At 72.6% G+C, this 3,430-nt stretch carries 2 protein-coding genes; both read right to left on the bottom strand.

All coding sequences use genetic code 11. The annotated features are described in order from the left end of the window. Positions 1–83 precede the first annotated feature (83 nt). A complete protein-coding gene (locus HW445_RS23180; protein ID WP_180222896.1) occupies positions 84–1,451 on the bottom strand; it encodes a phosphomannomutase/phosphoglucomutase in 1,368 nt (455 codons plus the stop codon). 147 nt (positions 1,452–1,598) lie between these two features. Further along, positions 1,599–3,215: an L-lactate permease gene (locus tag HW445_RS23185; RefSeq protein ID WP_180222897.1), complete on the bottom strand. Its 1,617-nt coding sequence runs from the start codon at positions 3,213–3,215 to the stop codon at positions 1,599–1,601. Positions 3,216–3,430 lie beyond the last annotated feature (215 nt).

Here is a 3,430-nt window from a genome sequence, read left to right on the forward strand (position 1 = left end):
GCGCGGGAGGTGACCACCCGTGCCGCGGTTCCCGGCGGCCCGGCCGCCCGCAGGGGGTCTGCGGCACGGGTGGTGCGCGGGGGTCAGCCGCGGATGATCGCGAGGACCTCGTCGCGGACGCGCGCGACGGTGGCCTCGTCCCGGGCCTCCGCGTTGAGGCGGAGCAGCGGCTCGGTGTTGGAGGGGCGGACGTTGAACCACCAGTCGGCCGCGGTGACCGTGAGGCCGTCGAGTTCGTCGAGGGCGACGCCTTCGCGGCCCTGGTAGCTCTCCTTGAGCGCGGCGAGGCGGCCGGCCTGGTCGTCGACCGTGGAGTTGATCTCGCCGGAGGCCGCGTACCGGTCGTACTGGGCGACCAGCTCGGAGAGCGTGCCCTGCTGCCCGCCGAGCGCGGCGAGGACGTGCAGCGCGGCCAGCATGCCGGTGTCGGCGTTCCAGAAGTCGCGGAAGTAGTAGTGGGCGGAGTGCTCGCCGCCGAAGATGGCGCCGGACTTCGCCATCTCGGCCTTGATGAACGAGTGGCCGACGCGGGTGCGGACCGGCGTGCCGCCGCACTCCTCGACGACCTCGGGGACGGACCAGGAGGTGATGAGGTTGTGGATGACCACACCCTCGCCGCCGTGCTTGGCCAGCTCGCGGGAGGCGACCAGCGCGGTGATCGCGGAGGGGGAGACCGGCTCGCCGCGCTCGTCGACCACGAAGCAGCGGTCGGCGTCGCCGTCGAAGGCGAGGCCGATGTCGGCGCCCTCCTCGCGGACCCGCTTCTGCAGGTCGACGATGTTGGCCGGGTCGAGCGGGTTGGCCTCGTGGTTCGGGAAGGTGCCGTCCAGCTCGAAGTACATGGGGACGACGTCCAGCGGGAGGCCGCCGAGCACCGTCGGCACGGTGTGGCCGCCCATGCCGTTGCCGGCGTCGACGACGACCTTCAGGGGGCGGATCGCGGTGAGGTCGACCAGCGACCTGAGGTACGCGGCGTAGTCGTCGAGGGTGTCCCGCTGGGTGACGGAACCCTGCTTCTCGGCGATCTCGGGGATGCCGCCGGTCTCGGCCCAGCCCTCGACCAGGGCGCGGATCTCGGCGAGCCCGGTGTCCTGGCCGACCGGCGCGGCGCCCGCGCGGCACATCTTGATGCCGTTGTACTGCGCCGGGTTGTGCGAGGCGGTGAACATCGCGCCGGGCAGGTCGAGGGCGCCGGAGGCGTAGTACAGCTGGTCGGTGGAGCAGAGGCCGATCTCGGTGACGTCCGCGCCGCGGGCGGCGGCGCCCCGCGCGAAGGCCCGCGAGAGGCCGGGGGACGAGGGACGCATGTCGTGCCCGGTGACGATCGCCCTGGCGCCCACGACGTCGACGAAGGCCGCGCCGAAGAGCTCGGCCATGGGCTCGTCCCACTGGTCCGGAACCACACCGCGCACGTCGTACGCCTTCACGAGCTGCGACAGATCTACGGCCACGGCCTGCCCTCCTGGAAGTCGGCTGATGACCCCCAAGTTACCCTCCGCCCTTTTCCGCACACCGTGCGACCGGCCCGCCGTCCGGGCGACGGCGGGCCGGTGGGAGGAGCTTCGGTGCTGGTGGCCGGTGTGGAGCCGGACGCTCCGTCAGGGCAGCATCCAGCCGAGGACCGGAGAACTCTGGCCGAGAACGATCAGGCACATCACCAGCAGCAGTCCGAGGCTCCACGGCAGGACCTTCCGCAGCAGGTCACCCTCCTTGCCCGCGAGGCCGACGGCGGCGCAGGCGATGGTGAGGTTCTGCGGGGAGATCATCTTGCCGAGGACGCCGCCGGAGCTGTTGGCTGCGGCGAGCAGTTCGGGCGAGAGGCCCGCCTGCTGGGCGGCGGTCACCTGGAGGGCGCCGAAGAGGGCGTTGGCCGAGGTGTCGGAGCCGGAGACGGCGACGCCGAACCAGCCGAGGACCGGTGAGAGGAAGGCGAGTCCGGCGCCGGCCGCGGCGACGAGGTGGCCGATGGTGGCGGCCTGTCCGGACAGGTTCATCACGTAGGCGAGGGCCAGCACGCTGGTCACCGTGAGGATGGCGAACCGGAGTTCGCGGACGGTGGCCACCCACTCCCTGACGGCCTCGCCCGCCCGGACCCCGATCACCACGGCGGTGAACAGGCCGGCGAGCAGGACCAGGGTGCCGCCGGTGGCGAGGACGGGCCAGCTGAACATGTTGCCGCTCACCGGCTCGCCGTCGGGGTTCGCGACGTTCAGGAAGGGCCAGTCGTAGACCTGGGTGGTCCTGGCGAGCAGTTCCTTGACGGGCGGGATCTGGGCGAGGGAGAAGATCAGCACGATCAGCGCGTAGGGGGCGTAGGCGCGGACCACCTCGCCGCGCGCGTCGTGCACGTCGAGGTCGTCGCTGCGGGTGCCGGTGAGCACCTTCTCGCGTACCTCGGGCGCGGCCGCCCTGCGGGCGGTCGGCACCAGGACGAGGGCGCCGGCGCCGGCCAGGGCGGCCGCGATGTCGGCCAGCTGGGCGGAGACGTAGTTGGCGGCGGCGAACTGGGCCACCGCGAAGGCCACGCCGCAGACCAGGGCGGGCAGCCAGGTCTCGCGCAGTCCGCGCCTGCCGTCGACCAGGCCGACCAGCACCAGCGGCACGACGAGGGCGAGCAGCGGCGTCTGACGGCCCACCACGGAGGCGACGGTGTCCAGGTCGAGGCCGGTGACCTGGGCGAGGGTGACCACCGGGGTGCCCATCGCACCGAAGGCCACCGGCGCGGTGTTGGCGACCAGGGCGACCACCGCGGCGCGCACCGGGTCGAAGCCGAGGGCGACCAGCATCACGGAGCAGATGGCGACCGGGGCCCCGAAGCCGGCCAGCGCCTCCAGCAGGGCGCCGAAGCAGAAGGCGACGACCAGGGCCTGGATGCGCGGGTCGTCGGAGAGCCGTCCGAAGGAGCGGCGCAGGATGTCGAAGTGCCGGGTGCGGACGGTCATCCGGTACACCCACAGGGCGTTGACGACGATCCACATGATGGGGAAGAGCCCGAAGGCGGCGCCCTGGGCCGCGGCGGAGAGGGTCTGCCCCAGGGGCATCCCGTAGGCGAGGAGCGCCACCAGGACCGCGCCGGCCAGGCCGATGAGGCCGGCCAGGTGGGCCTTCATCCGCACCCCGCCGAGCAGGACCAGTACGACGACCAGCGGGAGGGCGGCCACCAGGGCCGACAGCCCCAGCGATCCGCCGACCGGCTCCAGTTCCTGGACGTACACCAACGCCTCCCGGATTCCGTGATGCGGAAAGTGGTTTCGCACGGGTGGGGGAATGGTGGTGCTCATGACATGCGTGCGTCAACGGGTGTGCGCGGGGAGATTGATGCAAGTAGCAAGCACACGATCCCCGCCTGCGGGGCGGGGGTCCGGCGCCCGTACGTCGCCGCCTGCGGGGCGGGGAGCTTCCCGACGACGCGTCAGTTGTCGGGCGAGCG

Origin of the sequence: Streptomyces sp. UH6 (assembly GCF_013421635.1) — a bacterium.
Taxonomy (GTDB): Bacteria; Actinomycetota; Actinomycetes; order Streptomycetales; family Streptomycetaceae; genus Streptomyces; species Streptomyces abyssomicinicus.